Genomic DNA, 363 nt, shown 5'->3' on the forward strand with positions numbered 1-363 from the left:
GGTAGATACCTTACTACTAACGACTTCAGATACATCCAACAAGAATATTGAAAATATCATTAATGATCCGACATACAGCAGTGAAAAAGCCAATATTCTTGGGTCACTTGGTTTTTTTGGTTATTTCTTGAATACTGGTGCCACATCAAACCGTGGTGATCAGGTGCTGTTCTGTTATCGTCCACGCCAAAGCTATTTTTTTAAGATGTCTGAGGCAACTATTATTACCCCATCGGGGCAAAGTAAGTTGGTAGGCGGTGCAGGTTCAAGCGGTTTTTGTCGCCCTAGTCAAGCTGGCGATTTTGTCAATGCTCGTCAAAACGTCATGACTCAGGTGTCAGTGACCAGGCCAAACACACAGTC

1 protein-coding gene is annotated in these 363 nt (G+C 43.0%); it reads left to right on the forward strand.

What is annotated here, in order from left to right:
* Positions 1 to 363 (forward strand): hypothetical protein (locus AAEZ03_RS26255; RefSeq protein WP_350582684.1); only part of this gene is annotated, 363 nt, incomplete at both ends.

It is taken from the genome of Pseudomonas sp. HY2-MNA-CIBAN-0224 (assembly GCF_040310285.1).
GTDB classification, from domain to species: domain Bacteria; phylum Pseudomonadota; class Gammaproteobacteria; order Pseudomonadales; family Pseudomonadaceae; genus Aquipseudomonas; species Aquipseudomonas helleri.